The following is a 12455-nucleotide window of genomic DNA, read 5'->3' on the forward strand; positions in this document are numbered from 1 at the left end:
TTTTTGGGCTAGCGCTTGAGCTTGGCGAAGGCGTCAGCCATGGCGCTATTGGAGGGCGGCGCGCCACGCTGCCCGCCGCCATCGTTGCGCCGCTGGGCGCCGCCACGCTGGCCCTGGCCGCCGGCGCTGCTGCGTTCAGGACGCGGCGCGGCCGCGCGACGCGGTTCTGCCGCGTCGTTCAGCCGCATGGTCAAGGCCACCCGCTTGCGCTGGACGTCGACTTCCAGCACCTTGACGGTTACGGTCTGCCCCACGCGCACTACGTCGCGCGGATCCTTGACGAACTTTTCGGCCAGTGCGGAGATATGCACCAAGCCGTCCTGGTGCACACCGATGTCCACGAAGGCCCCGAAGTTGGCCACGTTGGTGACTACGCCTTCGAGCGTCATGCCCGGGTGCAGGTCGTTGAGGGTTTCCACCCCTTCCTTGAATTGCGCGGTCTTGAACTCGGGGCGCGGATCGCGGCCGGGCTTTTCCAGCTCGGAGAAAATGTCGCGTACCGTGGGCAGCCCGAAGCGCTCGTCGGTGAAGTCGGCGGGCGACACGCCCTTGAGGGCCTCGCGCTGGCCGATGATCTGGCGCACGTCGGCCTTGATGCGCGCCACGATGCGTTCGACCACGGGATAGGCTTCGGGGTGAACCGCCGAGGCATCCAGCGGATTGTCGCCGTCGGGAATGCGCAAAAAGCCCGCGGCCTGTTCAAACGCCTTGTCGCCGAAGCGCGGCACCTTGCGCAGCATGTCGCGGGTCGGGAAGGCGCCATTTTCATCGCGCCAGCTGACGATGTTCTTGGCCAGCGAGTTGTTCAGGCCCGAGACGCGGGCCAGCAGCGCGGCCGAGGCGGTATTGACGTCCACGCCCACGGCGTTGACGCAGTCTTCAACCACCGCGTCCAGCGAGCGCGCCAGCTCGCGCTGGTTGACGTCATGCTGGTACTGGCCCACGCCGATGGCCTTGGGATCGATCTTGACCAGCTCGGCCAGGGGATCCTGCAGGCGGCGGGCAATGGACACCGCGCCACGCAGCGTAACGTCCAGGTCGGGGAATTCGAGCGCGGCTACTTCCGAGGCGGAGTACACCGAGGCGCCGGCCTCCGAGACCACGACGCGGGTGAGCGACAGTTCGGAGAACTGGCTCATCATGTCACCCACGAGTTTTTCGCTCTCCCGCGAGGCAGTGCCGTTGCCGATGGCAATGAGCTCCACCTTGTGTTTGGCGCACAGCGCTGCCAGTGTGTGGATCGTGCCCTTGCGATCCATGCGCGGCTCGAAGGGATAGACCGTGGCGGTGTCGACGACCTTGCCCGTGCGGTCGATGACCGCGATCTTGCAGCCCGTGCGGATGCCGGGGTCCAGCCCCAGAACCGTCTTGGGACCCGCCGGCGCGGCCAGCAGCAAGTCCTTGAGGTTGGCCGCAAAGACGCGGATGGCTTCGGCTTCGGCCTGTTCGCGCAGGCGGCCGAAAAACTCGGTCTCGAATGCGGTGAGCAGTTTGACGCGCCAGGTCCAGCGGCATACCTCGCCGAGCCAGCGCGCGCGCGGGCTGGCGTCAAGTGCGAAGAGGTCGTTGCCCAGCTTGAGAAAGCCCGCGATGCGCGCCACGCACGGATGGGGCGTCTGGGCTTCGAGGTCTTCCTGCAGGCCCACGCGCAGTTCGAGCACGCCTTGCTGGCGTCCGCGCATGAGGGCCAGCACACGGTGCGAGGGCAGGGTGCGCAGCGCTTCGTTGAAATCGAACCAGTCGCGGAAATTGGCGCCTTCGGCCTCTTTGCCCTCGACCATCTTGGAGTAGAGCAAACCGGTGGACCAGATGTGCTCGCGCATATTGGCCAGCAGATCGGCGTTCTCGGCAAAGCGCTCGGCCAGAATGTCGCGTGCGCCATCGAGCGCGGCCTTGGCATCGTTGATGCTGGCTTCGGGATTGAGATACTGCGCGGCCAGCGCCGCCGGATCGCAGGCCGCGTCGGCCAGGATGGCATCGGCCAGGGGCTCCAGGCCGGCTTCGCGGGCGATCTGGGCGCGCGTGCGGCGTTTGGGCTTGTAGGGCGCGTACAGATCTTCCAGGCGCTGTTTGGTATCCGCGGTGGAGATTTCCTGTTGCAGTTCCGGGGTCAGCTTACCTTGCTGCTGGATGGAGTCCAGGATGGTCAGGCGGCGCTCTTCGAGCTCGCGCAGATAGGACAGGCGGACTTCAAGCGTACGCAGCGCACCATCATCCAGGCCACCCGTGGCCTCCTTGCGGTAGCGCGCGATGAAGGGCACGGTGGCGCCGTCGTCCAGCAGATCCACGGCCGCGGCCACCTGGCTTGCGCGCACCGTCAATTCGGTGGCGATTTGCTCGATGATCCGGGCGTGATCGACGCCCGGCGCGGCGTTCGTGAGGGCGGAAGTTTCAGACATCTCGATACGTCGACAAGGGAAAAAGAGGGGGATGCAAGGGCCGGATTGTGCCACAAGCCATCGGGGCCAAGCCGGGCCAATGGCGCAATGCGGTTCACGTCCGTCCGGGGACGGGGGCCACCCGGCGCGTTAATATGGCATCCAATTTAGCGCATGTCACTCCCGATGCTGGACCTGGATATTTCAGAATTTTTCGATGCCGATGGCCCGCTGGCCCAAGCCATGCCCGGCTATCGGCCCCGTCACGCACAGGTCGAACTGGCCCAGGCCATCGAAAGCGCCATGGCCGATCGCGCCACGCTGGTGGCCGAGGCCGGCACCGGCACCGGCAAGACCTGGGCCTATCTGGTCCCGGCCATCGTGCAAGGCGGAAAGGTATTGATATCCACCGGCACGCGCACGCTGCAGGACCAGCTGTTCGCGCGCGATCTGCCCAAGGTCCGCGCCGCGCTGGCTGCGCCCGTCACGGTCGCCTTGCTCAAGGGGCGGGGCAATTACGTCTGTCACTATCATCTCGATCGTTTGCAAGGCGATGAGCGGGCGCTGAAGTCGCGCAGCGAAATCGCGCAGCTGCGGCAGATCCAGGTCTTCGCGGGCGTGACCAAGACGGGAGATCGTGCCGATCTGGCGCAGATTCCCGAAGACGCCGACATCTGGCAGCGCGTGACGTCCACGCGGGAGAATTGTCTGGGTCAGGACTGTCCGCGCATCCGCGATTGTTTCGTGGTCAAGGCGCGCCGCCAGGCCCAGGAAGCCGACATCGTGGTCGTCAACCATGCCTTGTTCATGGCCGATCTGGTGTTGCGCGAGGAGGGGGTGACCGACCTGCTGCCGGAAGTCGATACGGTCATTTTCGACGAGGCCCATCAATTGCCCGATACGGCCACGCGCTTTCTCGGCAGCAGCGTGTCCACACACCAGTTGCTGGACTTTGCGCGAGCGCTGGAGGCCGCCGGGCTGGCCTATGCGCGTGAGGCCGCGAAATGGAGCGATGTCAGTCGTCAGGTGGAGACGGCCGCGCGCGAATTGCGGCTGGTCTGTGCCGGCCTGGAACGCCTGCCCGGGCGCAAGGCCACCTTCGATGCGATACCGGATCCCGATGTTTTCGACGCCGCGCTGGCGCAATTGCGCTCGGTGCTCGATGCCGCCACGCGGGGCATGTTGCAGGTATCCGAGAAACACCCGGATCTGGCCACGGTGGCGCGGCAGGGCGCGGATCTCTGTGTGAAGCTGGCGCGCTGGGCCACGCCGCCGCGTCAGGGCGGCGGCGACGCGGGCTGGGGCGAAGATGCCAACACGCCGGTGGCCGACGACATGGCGCAGCTGGCGCAGAATGCGCCGCCCTGGAGCGGCCCGGCCGTGCGCTGGGTAGAGCAGGGCCAGCATCATGTGCGACTGCACGCCGCGCCGCTGTCGGTGGCACAGGCTTTTTCGCGCTATCGCAAAAGCAATCAGGCCTGGGTGCTCACCTCGGCCACCTTGTCGGTGCAGGGGGATTTCGGCCATTTCACCCGCCAGCTCGGTTTGGCCGACGCGCGCACCGGCCGCTGGGACTCGCCGTTTGACTATCCTGCCCAGGGTTTGTTGTTTGTGCCGCGCGATATGCCCGAGCCGCAGGCGCCGCAATTCGCGCAGCGTTTCGTCGACAGCCTGATGCCGCTGCTGGAGGTCAATCCGGGCGGCGCGTTGATTCTGTGCACCACGTTGCGCGCCGTGGATCGCATGGCCGAGCTGCTGGCCGAGGCCTTCGAAGAGGCGGGCCATGATTGGCCGCTGCTCAAGCAAGGCCAGTCCACGCGGCGGGATCTGCTGGAGAAGTTCGCGCGGCTGAAGCACCCGGTGCTGGTGGGCAGTGCAAGTTTCTGGGAGGGGATCGATCTGCCCGGCGATATGTTGACCCTGGTGGCCATCGATAAACTGCCGTTCGCGCCGCCCGACGACCCGGTGATCGAGGCGCGCCTGCGGGCCTGCCGCGCTCAGGGGGGCAATCCCTTTGCCGAGTACCAATTGCCGGAAGCGGCGATCTCATTGAAGCAGGGCGCCGGCCGGCTCATCCGCACCGAAACCGATTGGGGGGTGCTGATGGTGGGCGACCCGCGCCTGGTCGAGAAGCCCTATGGCAAGCGCCTGTGGCGCGGCTTGCCCCCGTTTGCGCGCACGCGCGACATGGGCGAGGCCCTGGCCTTCTATCAGCGCCACGCGGATCAAGACTAGGCCAGGTGCCGGCCGGGCAGAACCACCGGCCACCGAATTGAAACGGCCCCCGCAAGGCTTGGAGATGCTCCAACTTGCGGGGGCCGTTTCACCTGAGGCCGTGTGTCCTCAGGCAACGCCGATCAGCGGAATTGGAAGGGATTCCACCAGCTCTTGTCGTCCTTGAAGCCTTCGGTCTTGTAGTGGCTGTTGGGGAAGTTTTTGTCGAGCACGCGCTCGGTGTCTTCCTTCAACTGCTTCATCTCCAGCTTGTCGTAGGACAGCATCATGATGTAGATCGCCTCTTCGGTGGCCGGGGCGCCCTCGAAGTCGGTGATCACGGTCTGGGCACGGTTGATGGCCGCCACGTAAGCGCCGCGCGTGTAGTAATAGCGCGCCACGTGGACTTCGTTCATGGCGATCGCGTTGACCAGCCAGGTCATGCGCTTTTCGGCGTCGGGCGTGTACTTGCTGTCGGGATAGCGCTTGATCAGCTCGTTGAACGCATCGTAAGAGGCGCGCAGGCCCTTGGGGTCGCGTTCGGCCGGATCCTGACCCGTCAGGTTGGTCATGAAGGCGCTGGCCGGCGTGAAGTTGATCAGGCCCTTCAGATAGAGCACGTAGTCCGTGCCGGGGTGATTGGGATAGAGCTGCTGGAAGCGATCGATGGCAGCCAGGGCTTGCTCATTTTCGCCATCCTTCCAGTTGACGTAGGCCAGTTCGATCAGGGCCTGCTGCGCATAAGTGCCGAAGGGATAGCGGCTCTCGATGGCGGTCAGGCGGTCGCGGGCTTCTTTCCAGTTGCCGGCAGCGACTTCCTGCTTGGCGTCGGCATAGAGCTGCTCTGCGCTCCAGCCTGCGGTCTTGTCGTACTTACTGTCAGAGGAGCCGCAACCGGAGACCAGCAGCACGGCGGCGAGCGCCAAAGCAGCGCTCAGGGCCTTCCCGCGACGGGAGGCGGGATTCATGGGAGCAGCGTTGCGGAGAATCACGAGAGTCGTTTCCTTGGTGTTAGCATGCTGGGCTGATTATATGATTTGTGCCATGTCCGATACAGCCGCCAGTGCCGATCAGCTCTCCGACGAAGAGCCTTTGGCGATTTTCATCCCTCCGGACACCCCCGCCGACCGCCTGGACAAGGTATTGGCCGGCCTGCTGCCCGGCCACTCCCGCAGCCGTTTGCAAGGCTGGATCGAAGCCGGCCACGTGCTGGTCAACGGGGCAGTGGCCAAAGTGCGTCAGCCCGTCGGCCCGGGCGATCAGCTTACCGTCTGGGAGCAGCCCGCTCCAGAAAGTCAGGCATTTTCGCCCGAACCGGTCGATTTTGGGGTGGTGGATGTCAGTCCTGATTGGATCGTGGTCAATAAACCGGCCGGGTTGGTGACCCATCCCGGGGCGGGCAACTGGAGCGGCACATTGCTCAACGGCCTGCTCTACCGTTATCCGGAGTTGTCCCGGGTGGCGCGGGCCGGGATCGTACACCGGCTGGACAAGGATACCTCCGGCCTGATGGTCGTGGCTCGCACAGAGCTGGCGCAGACGCATCTGGTGCGCCAATTGCAGGCGCGCACCATGGGCCGCGAGTATATCGCTCTGGCGCACGGCTGGCTGCGCGCCGGGGGCACGGTGGACCGGCCCATCGGCCGCGATGCCCGCGTTCCGGTACGCATGAGCGTGGAGCGGCCGATCGCGCCCAAACCCGCCGTCACGCATTATCGGCCCGAGCGTCAGGGCCTGGCTGGCGAAGAGCGCGTGATGGAGGTGGTCTGCCGGCTGGAAACCGGACGGACGCACCAGATTCGCGTCCACCTGGCCAGCCTCGGTCATCCGCTGCTGGCCGACACGCTGTATGGCGGCCGGCAGCTGGCGGGAGCGTCTCGGCAGATGTTGCATGCCCGCGCGCTGCATTTCGACGATCCGGGCGGCCGCGGCGAGTTGGCCTTCGAGGCGGCGGTGCCGCCAGACATGCAGGACGTACAGGGAGCACTGACATGGAACGCGTAGTCGCCGGCTTGCCCGTGGTGAGTGGCCAGAATTGGCCGGGCGTGGCGTATTTCTGCACCACCCGCCTGGGTGGGGTGGGCACGCCGCCGCATGACACCCTGAATCTGGGCATCCGTGCAGGCGATGATCCCGAGGTGGTGGCGGAGAACCGCCGCCGGCTGGGCGGCGCGGTGCCTGGAGAGCCGCGATGGTTGCGCCAGGTGCATGCCAGCACGGTCCATGATGCCGATCTGCCGCGCCCGGAAGGTGAGATCGCCGCCGATGCCAGCGTCACGACCCGGCCTGGCCAGGTGCTGGCGGTGATGGTGGCGGACTGCCTGCCGGTGTTGCTGGCCGATCGGGACGGCCGCGTGCTGGGCGCCGCGCACGCGGGCTGGCGCGGGCTGGCCGGCGGTGTGCTGGAGAACACTCTGGACCTGATGCGCCGCAAGCACCCGGCCGCGCAAGGATGGCGCGCCTGGGTAGGCCCGGGCATTGGGCCGGCGTATTTCGAGGTGGGCGCCGATGTCCTGGAGGCGTTTGGCGCGCCGGGCGATGCCGAGGCGGGCCGGTTTTTTCAGCCGCACGCTGAAGGGAAATGGCTGGCGGACCTGCCGGGCCTGGCGCGGTTGCGCCTGCAGCGCGCCGGGGTGCAAGATGTGGAATTGAGCGGCTTGTGCACCTACGCCGATCGGGCGCGCTTTTTCTCGTATCGCCGCGACCGCGAGACCGGCCGCATGGCTTTGCTGGCCTGGCTTAGCCCGGCTTCCTAGCCTTGGCGGGCCGCCTGTCACACCAGGTTGCATGGCTTGCGTTTAGCATTGGATTACCCGCATTGACAGGCATTTTGCCGCCATGCACCATCAATTTGCGCAGTTCCGATAACAAGGTGTCGAAGTGACCGCCCATCTTTCCGCCCCATGGCCTGTTCCGGTGAGCGTGGCGCCGGATACTCTGGCAGACATACAGGCCGAATTTTCCCGAGAGTGGCTGCGCATTTGCGATGAGGCCCAGCGCGGCGTATTGCCCGCTCCCGCCGATCGGCGTTTTGCCAGTCCGGCCTGGCAGGCCGACAAGCGCCATCTGTTGATGGCGCATGCCTACCTCTTGTCCTCGCGCGTGATGCATCGCATGGTCGAAGCCGCGCAGGTCAGTGAACAGTTGCGCAGCCGGCTGCGGTTTTCCATCATGCAGTGGGTGGACGCGCTGTCGCCAGCCAATTTTCTGGCGTTCAATCCGGATGCCCAGCAGTCCATCGTCGAGAGCGCCGGGCGGGCCCTGAATGCCGGTCTGGCCAATCTGTTGGCAGATATCAAGAAAGGCCGCATCACCCAGACCGACGAAAGCCAGTTCGAAATCGGCCGCAATGTCGCGATAACCCCCGGCGCGGTGGTTTATGAAAACCGCCTCATGCAGCTGATCCAGTACGCGCCCCAGACCGACAAGGTCTACGAGCGGCCCCTGGTGGTGGTGCCCCCTAATATCAACAAGTATTACATCCTGGATCTGCAGCCCGAGAACTCTTTCGTGCGGCATGCGGTGCAGGCGGGTCATGCGGTTTTTATCGTGTCCTGGCGCAATCCGCTGGCCGCGGACAATGACGGCGTCGATACCGCCACCTGGAGTGACTACCTGGACGAGGCCGTGCTCAAGGCCTTGTCGGTAGCCGCCGAGATCACGGGCCAGAAAAAGGTCAACGCACTGGGGTTCTGCGTGGGCGGCACCATGCTGGCGGCCGCCCTGGCGCTGGCCGATGCCCGCGGCCAACAGCCCGTCGCATCCTTGACCTTGCTGACGTCCTTGCTGGATTTCCACGATACCGGCGTGCTCAAGGTGTTCGTCGACGAAGGCCACGCGCTGCTGCGCGACCAGCAGCTGGGGCAGGGCGGGTTGATGCCGGCGCGCGATCTGGCCACGACGTTTTCCTTCCTGCGGCCCAATGAGCTGGTCTGGAATTACGTGGTGGGCAACTATCTCAAGGGGCAGACGCCGCCGGCCTTCGACCTGCTGTTCTGGAACGCCGACAGCACCAATCTGCCGGGCCCGTTTTTTTCCTGGTATTTCCGCAATACCTATCTCGAAAATAATCTCAAAGTGCCGGGTCTCGCGCAGGCGGCGGATACGCCGCTCGATTTGACGCGGCTGACCATGCCGGCCTATGTGTATGGATCGCGCGAGGACCATATCGTGCCCTGGCAGTCCGCCTATGCCAGCACGCAGCTTTTGCGCGGTCCCATGCGTTTTGTGCTGGGCGCGTCAGGGCATATTGCCGGGGTCATCAATCCGCCGGCCAAGAAACGCCGCAGCTTTTGGGCGGGTGAATCGGACGCCGCTTTGCCGGGAGATCCCAATGCCTGGCTGGACGGGGCGCAGGAGCACCCGGGCAGTTGGTGGCCGGATTGGGCGCAATGGCTAGCCGGCCATGGCGGCAAGCAGGTGGCCGCGCGGCGCAGCCTGGGCAGCAAAAAAAATGCGCCCATCGAGCCGGCGCCTGGCAGATACGTCAAAGTCAGGGCTGTCTGAAAACAGCCTCTTTATTCTAAGCATGCGTCGAAACAGGAGGAAGTCAATATGAGCGGAAAACTGGCATACGTGACAGGTGGAATGGGCGGCATCGGAACCGCCATCTGCCAGCGCCTGGCCAAGGATGGCTTCCGTGTGGTGGCGGGCTGCGGGCCCAGCCGCAACTATCAGCAATGGCTGGATGAACAGGCCGCGCAGGGTTTCACCTTTTATGCGTCGGTGGGCAATGTCTCGGATTGGGACTCCACGGTCGAGGCCTTCAACCGCATCAAATCGGAATTGGGCGAAGTCGACGTGTTGGTCAACAACGCGGGCATTACCCGCGACGGGCTGTTCCGCAAAATGACGGTCGATGATTGGCGCGCCGTTATCGACACCAATCTGAATAGTCTGTTCAACGTCACCAAACAAGTGATGGACGCCATGGTCGACCGCCAATGGGGCCGCATCATCAATATCAGCTCGGTCAACGGGCAGAAAGGGCAGTTCGGCCAGACCAACTATTCCACGGCCAAGGCTGGCATCCATGGCTTTACCATGGCGCTGGCTCAGGAAGTCGCCAGCAAGGGAATCACGGTCAATACCATTTCGCCGGGTTATATCGGCACGGACATGGTGCGCGCCATCCGCCCTGACATGCTGGAGAAAATCGTGGCCACGATTCCCGTGCGCCGTCTGGGCACGCCCGAGGAAATCGCCTCGATGTGTTCATGGCTGGCTTCCGACGAATCGGGCTTTGCCACGGGCGCGGATTTCTCGCTGAATGGCGGTTTGCACATGGGGTGATACCCACCCAGGGGCCAGGCGGGGTGACGCCTGCCTGGCGATGCACGTAAAATCGTTGAGAACTAAAGAGATCTCCCGATCTCGGGGACAGCCATGACGCAAGCTCAATCCGACGCGCCTCAGCGTCTGATCAAGAAATATCCCAACCGCCGCCTGTACGACACGCAGACCAGCACCTACATCACGCTGGCCGACGTCAAGCAGTTGGTGCTCGCCAACGAGGACTTCCAGGTCGTGGACGCCAAAAGCGGAGAGGAGCTCACGCGCAGTATTCTGCTGCAGATCATCCTCGAAGAAGAAAGCGGCGGCATGCCCATGTTTTCGTCGACCATGTTGTCGCAGATCATTCGTTTCTACGGGCATGCCATGCAGGGCATCATGGGTAACTATCTGGAGAAGAACATCCAGGCCTTCATGGAGATCCAGCAGCGCATGGCCGAGCAGTCCAAGGGCCTGTACGGCAGTCAGTTCGGGCCGGAAGCCTGGACGCAGTTCATGAATGTGCAGACGCCCATGCTGCAGAAAATGATGAACAACTATATCGATCAGAGCAAAAATCTCTTCGTGCAGATGCAGGATCAGATGCAGGATCAAACGCGGGCGATGTTCGCGAATTTCCCTTTCCCGCCGGGGCAGGGCGGCGGGCGTAAATAGCCAACGCCGAAGTGATTATTGAAAGTATTTTGAAAGAAAGCGCCCGATCAGGCGCTTTCTTGCTTTCTATCAGCCTGATAGAGGCACCGTTTAAGGTTTGTGTCAGCTTCTTGCCGCTACATTAATGAAAACGGTTCTTGTTTGTGTTTTTGCAAGCTGATACTTACCCGAGGATAAGCTCAATGTTGAAAAAAGCTTTCTGGCTCGCTGCGGCCGCGATGACTGTTTCCGGTGCTGCGATGGCCGCCGAGTATCCGATCGGCAAGCCGGTTGAGAAGGGTGGCATGGAAATCGGCGCGGTGTACCTGCAGCCGATCGAAATGGATCCCCCGGGCGTGATGCGCGCGGCCAAGGATTCCGATATTCACCTCGAGGCCGATATCCACGCGCTGGCGAATAATGCCACCGGCTTCCCCGAAGGCGAGTGGATGCCTTACCTGGTCGTCAATTTCGAGATCCAGAAAGTGGGCAGCCAGAACGTGCAGAAGGGTCACCTGATGCCCATGGTCGCCAATGACGGCCCGCACTATGGCGACAACGTCAAGCTGGAAGGCCCGGGCAAGTACAAGCTCAAGTACACGATTCAACCGCCGACCGCCGACAAAATGTCGCATTTCGGCCGCCACGTCGACAAGGAAACCGGCGTGGGTCCGTGGTTCGAGCCGTTCGAGCTCGAGTATGAATTCGTTTACGCCGGCACCGGCAAGAAGGGCGGGTACTGATCGTGCGAGCCTTGTGGGCGTTATTGCTGGCCTTGATGATCTGGATGCCGGCGCATGCGGATGAGCTGCCGACCTTTACGCTCACGTTCAAGCCTGACGGCACTTTCGAGCCGGCCAGGCTTGAAGTGCCGGCTGGCCGCTTCAAGATCGAACTGATCAACGAAAGCAATGAGCCGGTGGAGTTCGAGTCCATCCCGTTGCGCAAGGAAAAGGTGCTGGGTCCGGGCGTGAAGTCCTTCGTGGTCATCACGATTTCCCGGCCGGGCGAGTATCCCTTTTTCGATGATTTCCACCAGGACGTGAAAGGCACGCTGGTGGTCAAGCCCAAGGAGTAATCGGGCCCCTATGGAACAGGTAGCATTCATCGTCTGGCGCGAAAGCGTCGAAGCCCTTCTGGTGGTGGGCATTCTTTACTCATGGCTGCGCGCGACCCCCGAAGGCCGGCGCGGCATGCCCTATCTGTGGGGTGGCGTGGCCGCTGGCCTGGGCCTGGCCCTGATGCTGGCCCTGGTGCTGCTGGGCGTATCCGAGTGGCTTACCGATACCGGGCAGGAGTGGTTCCAGGCGGGGATGTCGCTGCTGGCTTGCGTACTGGTCGTGCAGATGGTCATCTGGATGAAGCGCCACGGCCGCACGCTCAAGCGCGAACTCGAGGGGGGGGCGCGCGAGTCGGTCGCCAACGATAATTGGTGGGGTCTGCTGATCCTGGTTATGATTGCGGTGGCCCGCGAGGGCAGCGAGACCGTCGTGTTCCTGTATGGCACGGTGTCGGCGGCTCAGGCTGATGGCAGCCCCTTCATGCTGGCCCTGGCCGGGCTGGGGGGCTTTCTGATCGCGCTGTTGACGTTCTGGCTGCTGCAATTGGGCGGCAAACTGATTACGTGGCGGCGTTTTTTCCGCATCACGGAAATCCTGCTGCTGCTGTTGGCGGGTTCGCTGCTGGTGGGCGGTCTGGATCATTTGATCTCGCTGGATGTCTTGCCTACCATTGTCGATCCGGTCTGGGACAGCTCCTGGCTGCTCGATGACAGCAGCGGCATCGGGAAAATTCTGGCAGACTTTGCAGGCTACAGGGCCTACCCGGCATTGATTTCCGTACTGCTGTGGCTGGCTTATTGGTTGGTGGTGTGGCTGATGCTGCGCCGCGCCGACACGCAGGCCCAGGCTGCACAAATGACGGCTCGCTCATAAGGTG

11 protein-coding genes are annotated in these 12455 nt (G+C 63.6%); 9 read left to right on the plus strand and 2 right to left on the minus strand.

The genetic code is table 11. The annotated features are described in order from the left end of the window. Positions 1 to 8 precede the first annotated feature (8 nt). Positions 9 to 2399: an RNA-binding transcriptional accessory protein Tex gene (tex, locus tag CAL22_RS06885; protein WP_094811685.1), complete on the minus strand. Its 2391-nt coding sequence runs from the start codon at positions 2397 to 2399 to the stop codon at positions 9 to 11. Positions 2400 to 2564: 165 nt separating this feature from the next. Here tex and CAL22_RS06890 point away from each other — a divergent pair, with 165 nt between their 5' ends. Further along, the gene (locus tag CAL22_RS06890) at positions 2565 to 4613 is read left to right on the plus strand and encodes an ATP-dependent DNA helicase (protein ID WP_094811687.1); all 2049 of its coding nucleotides are present in this window, start codon (positions 2565 to 2567) and stop codon (positions 4611 to 4613) included. A 122-nt stretch (positions 4614 to 4735) separates the two neighbouring features. Here the strand turns inward: CAL22_RS06890 and CAL22_RS06895 are convergent, their stop codons facing one another. Next, entirely contained in the window at positions 4736 to 5560 is an 825-nt protein-coding gene (locus CAL22_RS06895) for an outer membrane protein assembly factor BamD (protein WP_094811689.1), read from the minus strand. A 76-nt stretch (positions 5561 to 5636) separates the two neighbouring features. Here CAL22_RS06895 and CAL22_RS06900 point away from each other — a divergent pair, with 76 nt between their 5' ends. The 8 genes from CAL22_RS06900 to CAL22_RS06935 all read left to right on the plus strand — a co-directional run bounded on the left by CAL22_RS06900 (position 5637) and on the right by CAL22_RS06935 (position 12451). Next, the gene (locus CAL22_RS06900) at positions 5637 to 6596 is read left to right on the plus strand and encodes an RluA family pseudouridine synthase (RefSeq protein ID WP_094811691.1); all 960 of its coding nucleotides are present in this window, start codon (positions 5637 to 5639) and stop codon (positions 6594 to 6596) included. After that, positions 6584 to 7348, plus strand: a complete 765-nt coding sequence (pgeF, locus tag CAL22_RS06905; RefSeq protein ID WP_094811693.1) for a peptidoglycan editing factor PgeF — start codon at positions 6584 to 6586, stop codon at positions 7346 to 7348. The genes CAL22_RS06900 and pgeF overlap by 13 nt, the downstream gene beginning before the upstream one ends. A gap of 124 nt (positions 7349 to 7472) precedes the next feature. Further along, positions 7473 to 9098, plus strand: coding sequence for a class I poly(R)-hydroxyalkanoic acid synthase (phaC, locus tag CAL22_RS06910; protein WP_094811695.1), 1626 nt, complete (start codon positions 7473 to 7475; stop codon positions 9096 to 9098). 48 nt (positions 9099 to 9146) lie between these two features. Next, a complete protein-coding gene (phbB, locus tag CAL22_RS06915) occupies positions 9147 to 9884 on the plus strand; it encodes an acetoacetyl-CoA reductase (protein ID WP_094811697.1) in 738 nt (245 codons plus the stop codon). Positions 9885 to 9977: 93 nt separating this feature from the next. Further along, a complete protein-coding gene (gene phaR, locus CAL22_RS06920; RefSeq protein WP_094811698.1) occupies positions 9978 to 10538 on the plus strand; it encodes a polyhydroxyalkanoate synthesis repressor PhaR in 561 nt (186 codons plus the stop codon). Between the two features lie 182 nt (positions 10539 to 10720). Continuing rightward, positions 10721 to 11260 carry an iron transporter gene (locus CAL22_RS06925; protein WP_094811700.1) on the plus strand — a complete coding sequence of 180 codons (540 nt, stop codon included), beginning with the start codon at positions 10721 to 10723 and terminating at the stop codon, positions 11258 to 11260. A gap of 2 nt (positions 11261 to 11262) precedes the next feature. Continuing rightward, positions 11263 to 11595 carry a cupredoxin domain-containing protein gene (locus CAL22_RS06930; RefSeq protein WP_094811702.1) on the plus strand — a complete coding sequence of 111 codons (333 nt, stop codon included), beginning with the start codon at positions 11263 to 11265 and terminating at the stop codon, positions 11593 to 11595. A gap of 10 nt (positions 11596 to 11605) precedes the next feature. Then, entirely contained in the window at positions 11606 to 12451 is an 846-nt protein-coding gene (locus CAL22_RS06935; RefSeq protein ID WP_094811704.1) for an FTR1 family iron permease, read from the plus strand. The last annotated feature ends 4 nt before the right edge of the window (positions 12452 to 12455 follow it).

It is taken from the genome of Bordetella genomosp. 12, from assembly GCF_002261355.1.
Classification (GTDB): Bacteria; Pseudomonadota; Gammaproteobacteria; order Burkholderiales; family Burkholderiaceae_B; genus Bordetella.

Excerpts from the sequence above, each read along its gene's own strand:
- CAL22_RS06895 (WP_094811689.1), bottom strand. The coding sequence starts at position 5,560 with ATGAATCCCGCCTCCCGTCGCGGGAAGGCCCTGAGCGCTGCTTTGGCG.
- tex (WP_094811685.1), bottom strand. The coding sequence starts at position 2,399 with ATGTCTGAAACTTCCGCCCTCACGAACGCCGCGCCGGGCGTCGATCAC.
- pgeF (WP_094811693.1), top strand. The coding sequence starts at position 6,584 with ATGGAACGCGTAGTCGCCGGCTTGCCCGTGGTGAGTGGCCAGAATTGG.
- phbB (WP_094811697.1), top strand. The coding sequence starts at position 9,147 with ATGAGCGGAAAACTGGCATACGTGACAGGTGGAATGGGCGGCATCGGA.
- CAL22_RS06890 (WP_094811687.1), top strand. The coding sequence starts at position 2,565 with ATGCTGGACCTGGATATTTCAGAATTTTTCGATGCCGATGGCCCGCTG.
- phaR (WP_094811698.1), top strand. The coding sequence starts at position 9,978 with ATGACGCAAGCTCAATCCGACGCGCCTCAGCGTCTGATCAAGAAATAT.
- CAL22_RS06935 (WP_094811704.1), top strand. The coding sequence starts at position 11,606 with ATGGAACAGGTAGCATTCATCGTCTGGCGCGAAAGCGTCGAAGCCCTT.
- CAL22_RS06900 (WP_094811691.1), top strand. The coding sequence starts at position 5,637 with ATGTCCGATACAGCCGCCAGTGCCGATCAGCTCTCCGACGAAGAGCCT.
- CAL22_RS06925 (WP_094811700.1), top strand. The coding sequence starts at position 10,721 with ATGTTGAAAAAAGCTTTCTGGCTCGCTGCGGCCGCGATGACTGTTTCC.